This is a genomic window from Nitrosomonas sp. Is24, assembly GCF_033063335.1.
GTDB lineage: Bacteria > Pseudomonadota > Gammaproteobacteria > Burkholderiales > Nitrosomonadaceae > Nitrosomonas.
Genome location: NZ_JAWJZG010000001.1, coordinates 2093256 through 2109716, shown reverse-complemented (window position 1 = coordinate 2109716; position 16461 = coordinate 2093256). Strand labels below are relative to the sequence as shown.

Annotated in this window: 13 protein-coding genes; 10 read left to right on the top strand and 3 right to left on the bottom strand. The window is 49.6% G+C overall.

The features are described from left to right. Positions 1-167: 167 nt before the first annotated feature. Positions 168-2027 carry an SEFIR domain-containing protein gene (locus R2103_RS09725; protein WP_317531223.1) on the top strand — a complete coding sequence of 620 codons (1860 nt, stop codon included), beginning with the start codon at positions 168-170 and terminating at the stop codon, positions 2025-2027. A gap of 127 nt (positions 2028-2154) precedes the next feature. Next, positions 2155-3075 carry a CPBP family intramembrane glutamic endopeptidase gene (locus R2103_RS09720; RefSeq protein WP_317531222.1) on the top strand — a complete coding sequence of 307 codons (921 nt, stop codon included), beginning with the start codon at positions 2155-2157 and terminating at the stop codon, positions 3073-3075. Positions 3076-3140: 65 nt separating this feature from the next. Here R2103_RS09720 and pip read toward each other — a convergent pair whose 3' ends face one another. Beyond that, positions 3141-4103: a prolyl aminopeptidase gene (gene pip / locus R2103_RS09715; protein WP_317531221.1), complete on the bottom strand. Its 963-nt coding sequence runs from the start codon at positions 4101-4103 to the stop codon at positions 3141-3143. Positions 4104-4252: 149 nt separating this feature from the next. On the opposite strand from pip, the gene R2103_RS09710 reads away from it, so the two are divergent. The 6 genes from R2103_RS09710 to R2103_RS09685 are packed head-to-tail and all read left to right on the top strand — an operon-like array spanning position 4253 to position 10081. Then, positions 4253-4510 carry a hypothetical protein gene (locus R2103_RS09710; RefSeq protein WP_121167743.1) on the top strand — a complete coding sequence of 86 codons (258 nt, stop codon included), beginning with the start codon at positions 4253-4255 and terminating at the stop codon, positions 4508-4510. Next, entirely contained in the window at positions 4503-5672 is a 1170-nt protein-coding gene (locus R2103_RS09705) for a patatin-like phospholipase family protein (RefSeq protein WP_317532083.1), read from the top strand. The genes R2103_RS09710 and R2103_RS09705 overlap by 8 nt, the downstream gene beginning before the upstream one ends. A gap of 52 nt (positions 5673-5724) precedes the next feature. Next, the gene (locus R2103_RS09700) at positions 5725-6444 is read left to right on the top strand and encodes a TerC family protein (protein WP_132427656.1); all 720 of its coding nucleotides are present in this window, start codon (positions 5725-5727) and stop codon (positions 6442-6444) included. Between the two features lie 32 nt (positions 6445-6476). Beyond that, positions 6477-6902: a universal stress protein gene (locus R2103_RS09695; RefSeq protein ID WP_132427654.1), complete on the top strand. Its 426-nt coding sequence runs from the start codon at positions 6477-6479 to the stop codon at positions 6900-6902. Between the two features lie 21 nt (positions 6903-6923). After that, a complete protein-coding gene (locus R2103_RS09690) occupies positions 6924-7688 on the top strand; it encodes a 3',5'-cyclic-nucleotide phosphodiesterase (RefSeq protein ID WP_317531220.1) in 765 nt (254 codons plus the stop codon). 11 nt (positions 7689-7699) lie between these two features. After that, positions 7700-10081 carry an ATPase, T2SS/T4P/T4SS family gene (locus R2103_RS09685; protein WP_411172618.1) on the top strand — a complete coding sequence of 794 codons (2382 nt, stop codon included), beginning with the start codon at positions 7700-7702 and terminating at the stop codon, positions 10079-10081. A 279-nt stretch (positions 10082-10360) separates the two neighbouring features. On the opposite strand, the gene R2103_RS09680 is transcribed toward R2103_RS09685, so the two are convergent. Then, complete coding sequence (locus tag R2103_RS09680) at positions 10361-10816, bottom strand: prepilin-type N-terminal cleavage/methylation domain-containing protein (RefSeq protein WP_317531219.1); 456 nt, start codon at positions 10814-10816, stop codon at positions 10361-10363. Between the two features lie 178 nt (positions 10817-10994). After that, a complete protein-coding gene (gene glnE, locus R2103_RS09675; RefSeq protein ID WP_317531218.1) occupies positions 10995-13808 on the bottom strand; it encodes a bifunctional [glutamate--ammonia ligase]-adenylyl-L-tyrosine phosphorylase/[glutamate--ammonia-ligase] adenylyltransferase in 2814 nt (937 codons plus the stop codon). A 267-nt stretch (positions 13809-14075) separates the two neighbouring features. Here glnE and R2103_RS09670 point away from each other — a divergent pair, with 267 nt between their 5' ends. Together R2103_RS09670 and tldD are read left to right on the top strand one after the other, a co-directional pair. After that, positions 14076-14906 carry a carbon-nitrogen hydrolase family protein gene (locus R2103_RS09670; RefSeq protein WP_317531217.1) on the top strand — a complete coding sequence of 277 codons (831 nt, stop codon included), beginning with the start codon at positions 14076-14078 and terminating at the stop codon, positions 14904-14906. A gap of 26 nt (positions 14907-14932) precedes the next feature. Continuing rightward, a complete protein-coding gene (gene tldD / locus R2103_RS09665) occupies positions 14933-16405 on the top strand; it encodes a metalloprotease TldD (protein WP_317531216.1) in 1473 nt (490 codons plus the stop codon). Positions 16406-16461 lie beyond the last annotated feature (56 nt).

Sequence of the window (16461 nt, the reverse complement as noted above, 5' to 3'; positions counted from 1 at the left end):
GGTAGGGTGACGGCAGCCTAAAGCGGGAACAAACGGGGTTTTCCGTTCAGCGGGAGATTTACTGCAACATGCTTTGGAGATTTCTCGCGTCCGTTGGGCACTCTGTAGACTTTGCCGCCGGTTTTACTTATGCTTGCCGCTCATCGAATCCGTGATACCCGCTATCCATGAATCCAACTGCCCGCGTTTTTATCAGTTACAGCCACGACTCGGATACGCACCGTGCATTCGTGCACAATCTGGCCAACGATTTGCGCCGGGATGGCTTGGATTGCCAGATCGATCAATACGTCAACGGTTTCCCGCCGGAAGGCTGGCAACGCTGGATGGAAAACCAGATCGAACAAGCAGATTTCGTGTTGATCGTCTGCACGCCGCTGTACTTGCAGCGCTATCGCGGAAATGATCCGGACGGCGGACGCGGCGTGAATTTTGAAGGCGTGGTGATTTCGCAAACGCTGTACGACCACTATTATCGCAACATCAAATTCATCCCGGTCATTCCCGCGCAAGGCAGTTTGGACGACGTGCCGTTGCCGCTGAAAGGTTTTACCACCTACCAACTACCGCAGGATTACACCGCGCTGTACCGGTTGTTGACGGATCAACACGCAACACCGGCACCGCCTGTTGGAAACATCATTTACCTTCCACCGGAGGTTCCCGGCGGATTGGCGTTGAATGTAAATATTGCGCAGGAAGCCGTGCAACTCGCGTCGTATACAAATCTGCCGGAAACCGCAACGCAATCTTTATTACAGCAGCTACACGAACAACTCTTGGAGCAAAAATGTAATAACCGTAATCTCAGCGACCTGCTTGATCGATACAAAAAAGATGTAGCGGAATGGGAGAAGAAATATCGAAATGCACTGAGCCAAAACGCCATCGATCTGGAAAAATATCCGGGTAATTCTTTATTAGAGGCCGAACAACAGGCGTTGCAGGTCGGTGAATTGGAACAAGCGGCACAAATCCGGGAGCATTATTATCAAAATCTGAAACGGGAAAAAACAACCGAACTCGCGCAGGAAGCCTATACGGCTGCAGAGCGCTGGGAGAACGCCTTCAATATGCCCAAAGCATTGGCACTCTATCAAGAAGCCGTCGTATTCCGGCGTGATTACCCCCAAGCCTGGCGCAATATCCGCAGCATTGCGGGAAAACTGGGCAACAATACGTTGGCGTTAGAAGCCGCGCAAAATCTGCAGAAACAGCTCGATCCGGAAAAAGACCCTAGGTGGTTTGCGGTTGCCTTAAGGGATGAAGCGGATATCTTGCTCGCGCTGGGTGATAGCCGGAAAGCATTTCAGCAATACATACAAAGCCAATTATTGTTTGAGCAGTTGACTGGAACCGAACCGAGTAATCTTAATCTGCAACGCGGTCTGTTTGTAGGTCACATCAAAATCGGCGACATACATCTGAAGAGTGTCGACAATGCGGCGGCGCTAAAAGCGTATCAGGACGGGCTTGTCATTGCGAAGAGGCTGGCGGAACACGACCCGAAGCACACGGAGTGGCAGCGCGACCTGTCTGTGAGTTATGACCGGGTCGGCGACATGCATCTGAAAACCGGTGACAACGAAGCAGCACTATATGCGTATCAGGAATCGCTGGCGATCCGCAAGAAACTGGCAGAACTCGACCCGAAGCACACGCAGTGGCAGCGCGACCTGTCGGTCTGCTATGAGCGAGTTGGTGACATGCATCTGAAAAGTGGAGACAACGCCGCTGCGCTGAGGGTGTATCAGGATGGACTTGCCATTGCGAAAGAACTGGCGGAACTGGATCCGGATGTGGTGGAATGGCAGACCGATTTGGTGGTGAGCTATTTTAAGCTGGCGCAGATTCAGGCCGAGCGGCAAAAGGAATTGCTGACGGATGCGCTGAAAATTTTGTACCGGTTGCAGCGTGAGAAACGGTTGGATCATGAGAAACAGGAGTGGATCGGGTTGCTGGAAGGATCCATACAACAGATTGCATCCGGGCGCGATGAGTCACCGGAAGAACCAGTAAAGCCCTGAGAAAGCTAGCGGTTGGATCACTGCTTCATGATCCGGTAGCCGTACCCACGATTCATACGCAAATAGCCGAACCGGAATTCAACTGATTGATCAAGACAATGACCGTCCTATCCTTTTGCTTACCCGAATGACAGCTTTTCCGACTTACTTACGCAAATTTGTAGTGGCCATCGATAAAAGATGGCTGTTGTTTTGCGTAATCTGGACCGGCATTTTGATCACGCTGAACTATACGCTGGGCATTGAAAGCGGCATGATCAAAGGGCTGGATTCGCGCTGGCAGCAGTGTGCCGCGCTGTTTCTGGTGTATTGCTGCGCGTTTGTGGTTCCGTATGGGTTTTTCGTGCTATTCCGCCGCCATTCGATCACTGCTACGCCGCTATTTTGGTGGCTGCTGCTGATCGCACCGGCTTTGTTTGCGGTTAAGGCGAGTGTGGCCAATCCATTGGAAAATCAAATCGATGGTGTGTGGGGGAGTTATTGGACGATCGTCACGACGCTGCCTTTTAAGTTGCTGGTCGTGCTGGCGCCGTTGATCGTGTTACAGCGGTGGTTTCCTGAGCAGCCGGGTTTCTGGGGGCTGACGCTGCGCAACGTGCGTTGGCGGCCGTACGGTTTGATGCTGTTGATGATGGTGCCGCTGATTGCGTATGCCGGGACGCAGCCGGATTTTCTCGCGGCGTATCCGCGCTTAAAGCAAATCGCTTTCATCGCGCCGCACACGGAGCATTTCGGCTGGTTTCAGTTGTTGTACGAAATCAGTTACGGCATTGATTTCGTTACGATCGAACTGTTCTTCCGCGGTTTCCTGATTTTTGCGTTTGCCCGTTATGCCGGACCGGCGGCGATTCTGCCGATGGCGGTTTTTTATTGCAGCGTCCATTTCGGCAAACCGCTGCTCGAGTGCATTTCTTCCTTCTTCGGCGGTTTGATCTTGGGTGTCGTCGCGCATCAAACCCGCTCCATCGCCGGTGGTCTGGCGGTGCATCTCGGCATTGCGTGGATGATGGAAGTCAGCGCTTATGCCGGGAATTTCAGGAGTGGATAAATACTGGGCGTCAAGACGGTTACCGCAGCAGTGCCGGAAGGGCAAGCCGCAGTAAGCGTGTGCTGTCAGGTATTTTGTGTTTTGAACCGGTCGGCGGCCCGGACCAAAGCGGATTGAATTCCCGGTTCCCACGCCGAATGCCCGGCATCGTCGATGATGATGTATTCCGCTTGCGGCCAGGCGTGATGCAGATCGTCCGCGCTGACGATAGGGCAGACGGCGTCGTAGCGGCCTTGCACGATGGTGGCGGGGATGTTGTGCAGTTTGTGCACGTTATCCAGCAACGAATTGTCCGGCAGAAAAATATTGTGCATGAAGTAATGCGCTTCCATGCGTGCCAGCCCGAGCGCTACGGTATCGCTGGCAAAATAGCTGACCGTCGCCGGATTCGGCAATAACGTCGAGCATGAGCCTTCGTAGGTGCTCCAGGTACGTGCCGCAGGCATGTGGATAGCCGGATCCGGGTTCATCAAGCGTTGATAGTAGGCGGACAGGATGTCGTTACGTTCCGCGCCGGATAAGGGTGCAACCAATTCGCGCCAGGGTTCCGGGAACAAGTTGCGCAATCCGTACAAAAACCAGTCGATTTCCTGTTTGCGGCACAGAAAAATGCCGCGCAGGATGAAGCCCAGACAACGTTCTGGATGCGCTTCACCATACGCCAGTGCCAGTGTGCTGCCCCACGAGCCGCCGAATACCAGCCAGCGTTCGATTCCCAAATGCTGGCGCAGTGTTTCCAAGTCGTTGATCAGATGCGGTGTTGTGTTGTCTTGTGTTTCACCCAGCGGTGTTGAGCGTCCCGCGCCCCTTTGATCGTATATGACTATGCGGTAATATGCCGGATCGAAGAAGCGCCGGTGCGCCGGTGTCGATCCCGCGCCGGGGCCGCCATGGATAAATACCACTGGTGTGCCGGAAGGATTGCCGGATTCCTCCCAATACATGGTGTGGATGGTATCCAAGGCTAATGTGCCTTGCCGGTAGGGTTGAATTTCAGGGTAAAGCGCAGCAGGGGAATGGTGGTTCATGATATGGGTACAAATGCCGATAATTAATTGGGTTTAAGAAAGATCGAAAAGAGTGGTAAACATCACAGAGTTCAGGTCTTAAATGGATTATAGTTCTGCTATATTGCTCGACAGGCTATCTACTGTATCAATGTTAAAAGGAATATCATATGCCTAATACTATCCTGAGAGAACAAGAAGTTTCCATGTTGCGCGAAGAAATGGAAATATTGATGAATGAGCGTCAAAGCCTGCTGGATGCGACTGGCGCCGCGGCTATGTTTGTAGCCAAGATGGACAGTGCGTTATTACCGGATTCGGTCTGCCAGGCAGCCAAAATCCTGTCCAGTTCGTTAAACAATTTACCAGAAGAAACCTTACGGGATGCGCTGGAGAGGGTGAAGTCAGAGTTTGCAGTTCGTGTATGAACAGAAGAAAGCATTAGCCGTACCGAAAGTTGGACTTGTTCTGACCGGTGGTGGAGCGCGTGCAGCCTATCAAGTGGGTGTGTTGCGCGCAATCGCCGAATTATTACCCGATAAGACGCGCAACCCGTTCCCGATTATTTGCGGCACCTCCGCCGGTGCTATCAATGCCGCCAGTATTGCCGTTTCCGCCCACAATTTTGCCGAAGGCGTCGGACGGTTGGAAGAAGTATGGTCGAATTTTCATGTCGATCAGATTTACCGCTCGGATCTCATGGGTGTTATTCATAACACTTTGCGCTGTATGCTCTCCTTGGTATCGAGCGAATACGGCCAGCATAATCCCATTTCCTTGCTGGATAATGCACCGCTGGAAGCTTTGCTGAAAAGCCGTTTTTCTTTCCGCACCGTTCAACACTGTATTCGCTCCGGCTCGCTGCATGCACTGGGATTGACTGCCTGGGGATACACATCGGGTCAATCGGTGACTTTCTACCAAGCGGCACGAGAAGTGTTGCCGTGGAAACGGGCGCAAAGACTGGGTCTTCCGGTCGAGATCGGGGTTGAACATTTGATGGCTTCTTCATCGATACCGTTTATTTTTCCTGCGGTGAAATTGAATCGTGAGTATTTTGGCGATGGCTCTATGCGTCAGATGGCGCCGATTAGCCCGGCGCTTCATCTGGGTGCCGACAAGGTATTGATCATCGGTGTGCGCAAGCCGGTGACCGACGAGCCCAAACGTATCAGCGCATCGGGTTATCCGCCTTTTGCACAGATTGCCGGGCATGCGTTGAACAGCATCTTTGTCGACAGCCTGGATGTGGATCTGGAACGTTTGCTGCGCATTAATGAAACACTGAAACTGATTCCGCCCGAGGCGTTTAAAGCGAATAACATATCGCTGCGTCCCATTGAGGCGATGATGATTGCACCGAGCGAGGGAATCAACGAAATTGCGCAGAAATATGCGCATACGCTGCCGTGGATCATGCGCTATTTGTACCGTGCCATCGGCGCCATGGGACCGAATGGTTCGACTTTACTCAGCTACGTATTATTTGAAGTGCCTTTCTGCCGCGATTTAATCGAGTTGGGTTATAACGATACCATGCAGCAAAAAAATGAACTATTGAAGTTTATTGGGGTTCAAGACAAGGTATAGCGCATACGGTCGTTACGTTTTTATTGGATTAAATTTTTGTCAGGAAAAGTAAATGGCTTTTGATAGTCCGCAATTTTGGCTCGCTGTATTACAGATTATCGCAATTGATATTGTGCTGGGTGGCGACAATGCCGTTGTCATCGCACTGGCTTGCCGGCGTTTGCCCGAACAGCAGCGCAAATTGGGTATTTTCTGGGGAGTGTTCGGCGCAATCCTATTGCGCGTGGTGCTGATCTTTTTTGCCTTGAGTCTGCTGACTATGCCCTATTTGAAAATTGTCGGCGCGGCTTTATTGGTTTGGATCGGTATCAAGTTGCTGCAACCCGAGCCGGAGGGCGCGCATGAGATCGATGCCAGCACGACGTTAATCGGTGCGATTAAAACGATTATCGTGGCGGATGCGGTGATGAGCCTGGACAACGTTATCGCCATCGCGGGCGCGGCCAAGGATGACATCGGTTTGGTCATTTTCGGTTTGGTCGTCAGCGTGCCGATCATCGTATGGGGCAGTCAAATGGTGATGAAGGTCATGGACCGGTATCCGGTTACGATCGCGATTGGCGCTGGATTGCTGGGATGGATTGCGGGCGATATGGCGGTTACCGATGTCGTCACCAAGGAATGGGTCAGTACGCAGGCGAAGTATCTTCAGTGGATTGCGCCGGCTTCTGTAGCACTTCTGGTGATTGCGGCCGGCAAATTGCTGGCGGCCCGGAAACCGGTAAAACCCCGGCCGTTGGAAGATTTGGCCGATGAAAAAATGCCCAAATAGTCATTCACGTATAAAAATTTGAGAGATTGATCATGCTAAAAATTTTATTACCTGTAGATGGTTCTGATTATGCCAATAAAGCAATAACCGGCTTCATTGCGTTATTGGACTGGTATAAGGAAAAACCGGAGCTGCATTTGCTGAATGTGCAATATCCGCTGCGCGGCAATGTGGCATTGTTCATTAACCAGACGGATATTAAGCAATATCACCAGGAAGAAGGCCAGAAAGAATTGCAAAGCACGTGCGCTTTGCTCGATCAAGCGGGTGTTGCTTATCAATATCACATTGTGGTGGGTGATCCGGCCGAAATGATCGTCCGGTTCGCTAGTGAAAAGCAATTTGATCAGATTGTGCTGGGGCCGCGCGGAGCAGGCGGTATCCAAGGTTTGTTGTTGGGCTCGGTAACCAGCAAAGTGATGCAGTTGGCAAAAATTCCCGTATTATTGATTAAGTAATGAATTTCCGGGGCGAGTCTTTTGAAGCTCAGGATCTTAGGGTGTAGCGGAGGGATAGGAAGCGGCGAACAAACCACTGCGATGTTGCTGGACGACGATGTGCTGATCGACGCGGGAACAGGCGTGGGTAATTTGAGTTTGTCCGAGATGATCAAAATTGATCATATTCTTGTCACGCATGCACACTTGGATCATGTCGCATTTATTCCGTTTCTGGTGGATACCGCCGGTTCCATCCGCAACAAACCGATAACCATTCATGCCATCCATCCCACGCTGGATACGTTGCGGGAGCATCTGTTCAACTGGCATCTGTGGCCGGATTTTACAAAAATTCCCAATGATATTTCCCCCTATATGCGGTACGAAACATTGTCGTTGGGGGATACCATTCTTCTCGATGGCCGTGCGATTACGCCACTACCCGCCCATCACGCCGTTCCTACGGTCGGTTTTCAGGTGGACTCAGGGTTAGCCAGTCTTGTTTTTTCCGGTGATACAACTACTAATGATGCCTTCTGGGTGGCCGTTAATAAGATTGTAAATTTGCAGTATTTGATCATTGAATGCGCCTTCTGCAATCAGAAAAGGGATATCGCGATCAGATCACGGCATTTTTGCCCCAGCTTGCTGGCGGAAGAATTAGAGAAATTGGAACGGAACGCGGAAATATTTATTACGCACCTGAAACCCGGTGAAGCCGATGTCATCATGGAAGAAATAGATCAGTGCATTGGAAAATATAATCCGCGCCGCCTTGAGAACAATCAATTATTCGAATTTTAGGAAGTGAGGCTATGAGTACAGTCGCGATGATCCAACCCCAAAAGAATATTGTAAATAACAATAACGAATCGGCTTTTTCCAAAAATCTGCAGGTTATTATCAATAAAATATACGCTGCAAATGGCGTTGAAGAAATCATGCTGGAAACTAGCAAGGATATTTGCGCATTGCTCAACGCGGACCGGTTTACCATTTACTCACTGAATGAAGATAAATCTTCTTTTGTTTCGAAGGTTAAAACTGGATTTGATTCTTTTCAGGATTTGAGACTACCGGTAACGGAAAACAGTATTATCGGTTTCGCCGCTTTGCAAAAGAAGGTGGTCAATATTGCAGATGTGTACGATAAAAGTGAGTTAAAAAAATTTAATCCACTGCTGGTTTTCTCCCATGAAGTGGATAAACGCACCGGTTATCGAACCAAACAGATGTTGGCGGTACCGATTCTGAACGCTGATAGCCGGGAACTGATGGGCGTGGTTCAGGTGATTAATAATAGATCGAATGAATCATTCACTACCGCGATCATGGAAGGGGTTGTGGAAATTTGCCGCGTTCTTGCGATTGCTTTTAAACAGCGTCAGAAGCCCGCTCAATTGCTCAAATCGAAATATGATTATCTGATTCTCGATGCAATCATCTCCGCTCCCGAGCTGGAGTTGGCGACACGCTCGGCACGTAAAAAAAGCTGTGATCTGGAAGATGTGCTGGTTGACGAATTCCGCATGAGTTTGCCGCTCATCGGCAAGGCACTAGCTTCTTTTTTTCAGGTTAAGTATGAGCCTTTTAGAGCGGACAGGATTAAACCGATTGATCTGCTTAAGAATTTAAAAAAAGATTATGTTGAAAGTAATGCCTTATTGCCGATTGATGAAACCAAAGATGGCCTGGTAATACTTACACTGGATCCCGAACGGGTTAAGTCGCAGCGTATTGCCAATGCAATTTTTCCCAAGCAAAAGATCATTTACACGGTTACTACACAAAGAGAATTTAATGCTACGGTCGAACAATTTTTTGGTGGCAGCCAGGATGAGATCGGTACCGGCGACATCAATGAAATGCTTACTAATCTTGGGACTGAAGATGTCGAAGAGACGGCGGGTGAAATAGAGGAATCCTCCGCAGCGACTGACAATGAGCTGGTCAAGCTGGTGAATAAAATCATTATCGACGCCTATAAAATGGGCGCATCGGATATTCATATCGAACCCTATTCAGGGAAAGAAAAAACCAAAGTGCGCTTCCGTAAGGATGGCTCGCTGATGCCATATATCGAGGTTCCGGCAGGTTATCGCAATTCTATGATCACACGCATAAAAATTATGTGCGATATGGATATCTCCGAAAAGCGAAAACCGCAGGATGGCAAGATTAAGTTCAGGAAATTTGCGCCACTGGATATCGAATTGCGTGTCGCGACCATTCCTTCAGCCGGTGGTTTGGAAGATGTCGTGATGCGGATTCTGGCTGCCGGTGAACCGATTCCGCTGGATAAAATGGGCTTTACCGAGCACAATCTGGAGGAGCTGAAGAAAATTATCAGCAAACCGTACGGGTTGTTTTTTGTATGCGGCCCGACAGGCTCAGGTAAAACAACCACGCTGCATTCGGTATTGAAATATCTCAATCGCGACGATACCAAGATTTGGACTGCGGAAGATCCGGTTGAGATCACGCAAAGAGGATTGCGTCAGGTACAAATTAACGTCAAAGCGGGATTAACCTTTCCTGCCATCATGCGTTCTTTTCTGCGGGCAGATCCGGATATTATTATGGTGGGCGAGATGCGCGACAAGGAAACCACCAGTATCGGTATCGAAGCTTCATTAACCGGGCACTTGGTTTTGGCGACACTGCATACCAACAGCGCGCCGGAATCGGTCATTCGGTTACTGGATATGGGCATGGATCCGTTCAACTTCTCCGATGCCTTGCTGGGTGTGTTAGCGCAACGTTTGGCGAAGCGTTTATGCAAGAATTGTAAAGAATCGTATGTAGCCAGCGAACATGAAGTCGATACATTATTAGCCGAGTATTGCGCCGAGCTCAGGAATATCGACCGTTTTAAAGCCGATCCCGATGCTGCACTTCGTGAAATACGCGAACAATGGATCCAACAATATGGAGATGATCAAGGTCAAATTACCTTGTACAAGGCGGCCGGTTGTGACGATTGCGTCGGTACCGGTTATTCCGGGCGGGTAGGACTACATGAATTGATGACAGCCACCGATGCACTGAAAAAGAATATTCAAGAGCGCGTACGAGTGGCGGATATGCTGGTGACGGCCTTGGGTGATGGTATGCGGACATTGAAGCAGGATGGTATTGAAAAGGTGTTACAGGGGGTTACGGATATTCATCAGGTGCGAGTGGTATGTATCAAGTGAAAGAAGTTAGTTTTACGAAATAGCAATAGCACTTTTGACAAGAGAGGAGCCCTGCATGACAGGCTTTCTCGAATTTCGATTTCGGAACTTGCTTGAGTGACTGATTTTACTAACTAAAGTGTTAGCAAGCAAACAAAAGATATAAAAACTCAAGAGCGTTAGTTATGCAGAAGTCACAGAGGCGCCTTGAGTAGTGGATCTCCAATAAAAAATCCCCCTTCTTTTCTTTATTAAAGGAGGGGGACTTTTTATTTTACTTTATATCAAAGGATACAATTCCTAGCAAATAGGACCGCCAGTTGCAACGGATGTTTTGCATCCACCACCGGGTGTCCAAGATACGCCACCTGTGCCAGTTATGACAGGTAAAAGTGTATAAGTGTCAGCTGCGGCTATGTTATTAACTGCAACTGGAGTTGCCGTTATAAGACCATTGGCGCCTACTGTGACAGAAGTGACATTTGCTGAAGCACCCGCATCATTGGGTACTTCAGTGTTTGCGCGTGTTGCGCCTGTCGCAGGTACTACAATGGCTCCAGCATTGACACAAGAGCCACTTTGCACGCATAACTCAACTGCTGTCTTGAATGGAGCAGTTGAATTGGTAACTTCAGTAAAACGAGCCTTTAAAGTGTACGTTTGATAAGCAGGCACTGCTACAGCAGCCAGAATACCAATGATAGCGACAACGATCATTAATTCAATCAGGGTAAAACCTTTTTGTACTTGTTGCATTTGTTATTCTCCTTTGGGTTGAGTAAGGCACACCAAGTGTGTGTAGTGTCTATAGCAGAAACTATGCCAGAATTTTAATTCTGAAAGTTTGTTATGTCATCTTTGTTAATTTATTAAGTTGTATTTGATACTTGAAGTTATCTCGAGGATCGCGATTGCTTCACGCTTTGTATAGATTTTACAGGGATCCGAATTCATTTTGTTGATTACCAAATACTTCCTCCCATAACGCCAGCACCGCCATGCGATCATCTTTTAAATGGCCGCCATCCACCCGGGTGAATTTCTGAGTTTGTCCATCGATGGGCGCATTACCGGTCATATCCACATCGCCATTCAATCGTAAGCGGTGTTGAATGCGCCGGAATTCCCGGTATGCGGAGCGTACTTTGTCAGCTGCGTCCTGGGAAATCAGTCCTAATTCACCAGCGAGTTTCAGCAGCGCGATATTGCCAATATTGCCTGTTAATTGAGGGTATCGGGAAGAATAACCCAGTACCAGATACTGCACGATGAATTCCACGTCGATAATGCCGCCGCGGTCGTGTTTGATGTCGAACAGCGTGGTTGGATTGGGATGGACATCCAGCATTTTCTCGCGCATTTTCAGAATCTCCTGCTTGAGTTCATCAAGATTGCGCAGTTTGCACAGAATTTCCTTGCGCGTGTGCTCGAATGCCGCACCCACTTGCTGATCGCCGGCGACGAAACGGGCCCGGGTTAATGCCTGGTGCTCCCATACCCAAGCTTGCTCGCGTTGGTATTGCGCGAAAGCTTCAATCGAGCTGACCAATAATCCGGAAACCCCATTGGGGCGGAGGCGCAAATCCGTTTCGTACAATAGGCCTGCCGATGTATGGCGCGTGAGCCAGGCATTGATGCCTTGTCCCAGCTTGGTATAGATTTCCGCAGCATCGGGATGATCGTCTTCATAAAGAAAAATCAGATCGAGGTCGGAAGCATAACCGAGTTCTTTGCCGCCCAACTTGCCATAACCGATGATCGCAAACGCGGGTTCTTCCCGGTGGCGTCTCTTCAGGCCGGACCAGGCTAAATTCAGTACCGTATCCAGCATCAGATCAGCTAATGCAGTCAGATGATCGCTGAGCGTTTCGAGCAGCAATGAACCTTCCAGGTCGGTGACCAGCAGGCGGAATACCTGGGCGTGTTGAAAGTGACGTAAAACGTCCATCTGCCACTCAATGACGTCATCTTTTGGATTGTTGACATGATTGAGCTGATAAACAAGCTCATCGTGGAGTGCATTCCAGTCGGGGACGGGGTGTGGCGATTTCTGCCGCAGTAATTCGTCCAGTAGAATCGGGTGCCGCCCGAGATAATCGCTTGCCCACTGGCTGATGCTGGCGAGTTCGGCTACGCGATGCAGTGTGTGCGGGTGTTCGAGCAGGAGCGCCAGGTACGATGTTTGCGGGCTGATTTTTTCCATTAGTTGCAGCATACGCTCCAGCGTGGCTTCAACCGGAGGTAGTCCGGCCACTGCTTCAATCAACAGCGGAATTAAGGTATTAATTTGCTCACGGTTGGTTTTAGGTAGTTGCTGATAAAAACTGCCCTGATAAAACAACCGTAGCCGTTCCGAAATTTTGACCGGATTACTAAATCCGAGTGTGCTCAGTTGCATGGTGGCGGCTTCGGTTTGCGAAACGTCTTGTGTTTCGGCTTGCCACAAATTGGCCAACGTGTCGTGCGCGGATGACTTCCGTGGGGTGGCAAAAATGAGCTCAAAGTGACGCGTTACGTCATTCCGGTGAATATCGAGCTGCTCCATGAAAGCTGCATAATTGGGAAATCCCATGGCGGTGGCGATCAGATTCTGATCGTCCGCACTCAGCGGCAGCGTTTGTGTTTGTTGATCGTCCAGATACTGGAGGCGATGTTCCAGTTTGCGCAGGAAATGATACGCATCGGTGAGCTGCGTGATAACCTCTGCCGGGAGTTGTTGTTTTTTTTGCAAGCGCTGTAAAACGCCGAGTGTCGGGCGAATACACAAGTCGACATCGCGCCCGCCGCGAATCAATTGAAAAACCTGTGTGATGAATTCAATTTCACGAATACCGCCAGGCCCCAATTTAATATTGTCGTGCATTTCGCGGCGCTCGACTTCCTTGCGCAGTTGCGCATGTAAATTGCGCATCGATTCGTACGCGCTGAAATCCAGGTATTTGCGGAAAACGAAAGGTCTGACAATTCTTTCCATCAGCACCGATTCAGCGTCTGTGCCGGCATGATTGGTGATAACCCGGCCCTTGATCCAGGCATGGCGCTCCCATTCCCGTCCTTGCTTGATGAAATATTCTTCCAGCATGGAAAAGCTGATCGCTAAAGGGCTGTTTTCACCGTGCGGGCGTAACCGCATGTCAACCCGGAATACATAACCATCGATTGTCAAATCATTGAGGCTGGCGATCAGCTTGCGTCCAAGGCGGGCAAAAAATTCATGGTTTGAAATCGATTTGGCGCCATCGGTCTCGCCATCTTCGGGATAAACAAAAATCAAATCAACGTCCGATGATACATTCAGTTCACCGCCGCCCAGTTTGCCCATGGCTACCACCAGCAGATGCTGAATGGCGTTGCTGTTTTCCCCTCTCGGAAATCCGAAGCGGTCCGATTGCGTCAGCCAGATTTCATGGTGTTGCAGAGCGAAATTGATCGTGACCTCGGCGAGATCGGTCATGCTGGACATTACTTCAAACAAATCGGCTTGGCCGCTGATGTCGCGCACGGCGAGCCGCAGCATGACTTGTTTACGCAGATCGCGCAGGATCTCATGCAAAGCTTCTTCATGGGTGATTTTGCCAGCTTGCGAATTAAGAAAAGTCTGCATCTCCTCTCTGCGGAAGGGCAGTTGCAGCGTTTCCTGCAGCGCGATTTTTCGCATCGGCTCGCTGTCCAATATGCGTTGTGCGTAGCGGCTGAAAGGTAATGCGGCGGCGAGGGTTGCAGCGGATGAGTGAACGGTTATGGGCATAATCGGGTGGTAAAGGCTATAGAATAGCAAAGCAATTTAGATTAAGCATAAATCAAAATAGAACGTTATCAGAGTAAATGCTAGAATCAAGCCTGTACAGCAGAGATCTTTATTTTCTATACGATAGTTAATAAAAAGAAAATCGCTTAATGATCACGGTAATTTGAAAAGGGATTTGCTCACGGTGTTGATTATTGGCTGATTCATTCTAACAATCAGAACAGTCGGACAACTATGTTAAACAATACCACTAAACAGCATCAAGCAATGATGGAAAACAAAAAACATAAAGGCTTTCGTGTCGCCGCCATTCAAATGGCATCGGGTCCGAGTGTGTCTGCCAATCTGGAAGAGGCTGCACGCTTGATCGAGGATGCAGCATCTCAAAAAGCTGAGCTGGTAGTATTGCCGGAGTATTTTTGCATCATGGGGATGAAAGATACTGATAAGCTGGCGGTCCGGGAACAACCCGGCGACGGACAAATTCAGAAATTTCTCAGTGATACGGCAAAACGGCTGGGGATTTGGTTGGTGGGCGGATCAGTGCCATTGGCGTCATCCGAACCGGATAAAGTCTATAATAGCTGTTTGGTTTATGCGGATAACGGCGAACAGGTCGCGCGCTACGATAAGATTCATCTGTTTGGCCTGCAACTCGGTCATGAACATTACGCCGAGGAGAAAACCATTAAGGCGGGAAACAAAGTAGTGACGGTCGATTCGCCTTTTGGCCGTATCGGTTTATCGATATGTTACGATTTGCGGTTTCCGGAATTATTCCGCATGATGAATAATGTTGATATTATTCTGGCACCTGCGGCGTTTACCGCAATTACTGGAAAAGCACACTGGGAAGTATTGGTACGTGCGCGCGCAGTTGAGAATATGGCTTATGTGATTGCGCCCGGACAAGGCGGTTATCATGTCAATGGGCGTGAAACCAACGGCGATAGCATGATCGTTGACCCCTGGGGGGTTGTCATGGAACGGCTGCCGCGCGGTTCTGGAGCCGTGGTGGCGGCAATCGATCCGGAGTACCAGACCAGTTTACGCACCAATTTACCCGCGTTAGATCACCGGATCTTACAGCCTTGTTGATCAAAACGATTGATAGAACAGCATAAATGACAACCGAATATATGACAGAGTCAAAGGATTTTCTTGCGATTGCCGATCGCTGCTTGTTGTCGCCTTACGATATCGATACAAGCGGATTGCAACAGGTATTAGGGCAAATACTGACGCATAAAATCGATTATGCTGATCTTTATTTTCAGTATAGCCGGTCCGAAGGCTGGATGCTGGAAGAAGGTATTGTGAAATCGGGGAGCTTCAATATTGAGCAAGGTGTCGGTGTCCGCGCGGTCTGTGGAGAAAAAACCGGATTTGCTTATTCCGACGATATCAGCATGCCTGCACTTGTATCGGCCGCTAAGGCAACGCGGGCGATTGCTAATCAAGGCAGTATGCAACCGGCTCAAATTGGGAAACGTAATGCACTGGATCAGCGGTCACGGCTCTATTTACCCGAAGATCCGATTGCGAGCCTTAAGGACGCGGATAAGGTAGCGCTATTGGAAAGACTGGAACGCATTACCCGGCAGCTTGACCGGCGTGTGACGCAAGTGGTGGCATCACTTGCTGGCGAGTATGAAGTGATCCTGGTGACGCGCAGTGACGGATTGGTTGCGGCCGATGTAAGGCCGCTGGTTCGCTTGTCGCTGCAAGTGATCGCGGAAGAAAACGGCCGCCGTGAGCAAGGAGGGGCCGGTGGTGGCGGGCGCTTCAGTTATGCTTATTTTACCGATGAAATTTTGCACGATTATGCAAAAAAAGCTGTTCATCAAGCCACGGTCAATCTGGATGCCCGTCCGGCACCGGCTGGCACCATGACGGTAGTTTTGGGAAGCGGATGGCCAGGAATCTTGTTGCATGAAGCAATCGGTCATGGATTGGAAGGAGACTTTAACCGCAAAGGCAGCTCGGCTTTCTCAGGGCGTGTCGGTGAACGCGTCGCCGCTCCCGGTGTTACGGTTGTCGATGACGGAACGATTCCACGGCGGCGTGGGTCGTTGAATATCGATGACGAAGGTAATCCGACACAATGTACTGTATTGATAGAAGATGGCATACTGAGAGGCTATTTGCAGGATAGTCTGAATGCCCGTTTGATGGATTTGCCGGTTACCGGCAATGGCCGGCGTGAATCGTTCGCGCATATTCCTATGCCGCGCATGACGAATACGTATATGTTGAACGGTGACAAGGATCCGGCGGAAATTATCGCTTCGGTGAAACATGGTCTGTATGCGGCAAACTTTGGCGGCGGTCAGGTTGATATCACCAGCGGCAAATTTGTTTTCTCAGCTGCCGAAGCTTACATGATTGAAGATGGTAAAATCACCTATCCGGTTAAAGGGGCAACTTTGATCGGTAACGGGCCGGATGTATTGACCCGGGTTTCCATGATTGGTAACGATATGTCACTGGATCCGGGTGTCGGGACTTGCGGGAAAGAAGGTCAGAGTGTGCCGGTGGGGGTCGGGCAGCCGACATTGCGCATTGATGGATTGACTGTCGGCGGGACAGGAATTTGACGATGTGATGATGAATTAGAATTTTTTTATAACTTGTTGAAATTGATATTGGGATG